Annotated in this window: 1 protein-coding gene; it reads right to left on the bottom strand. The window is 69.4% G+C overall.

Annotated elements, in window-relative coordinates:
- Nucleotides 1–232, bottom strand: a 232-nt coding sequence (locus R0J92_RS27105; protein ID WP_411053961.1) for an imelysin family protein, incomplete at both ends; no start/stop codon positions are given.

The raw sequence follows: 232 nt of genomic DNA, 5'->3' as shown, positions 1-232 counted from the left end.
AGTGCCGCCGGCAGGAAGCGGCGCTGCGGATCACTGACCTCGGCAAAGCTCGGGTCATCCGCAGGGTTTGCAGCGGGGCGGTCGGCCGTGTCGAAGACTTGGGTCAGATGTTGCGACAGCTCCGCGGCCCCATCCGACAGAAGCAGCGCCAGCTGGCGCAGGCTGTCGATCTGGAGTTCCAGATGGCGCAGGGAGCGGCCAGAACGGCGCACCTCGGCGCGGTTGGGGCGCG

The sequence above is a fragment of the Tritonibacter sp. SIMBA_163 genome (genome assembly GCF_046535935.1).
Taxonomy (GTDB): domain Bacteria; phylum Pseudomonadota; class Alphaproteobacteria; order Rhodobacterales; family Rhodobacteraceae; genus Epibacterium; species Epibacterium scottomollicae.
The sequence above is the reverse complement of the archived record's forward strand: the minus strand, read 5'-3'. Positions and strand labels throughout refer to the sequence as shown.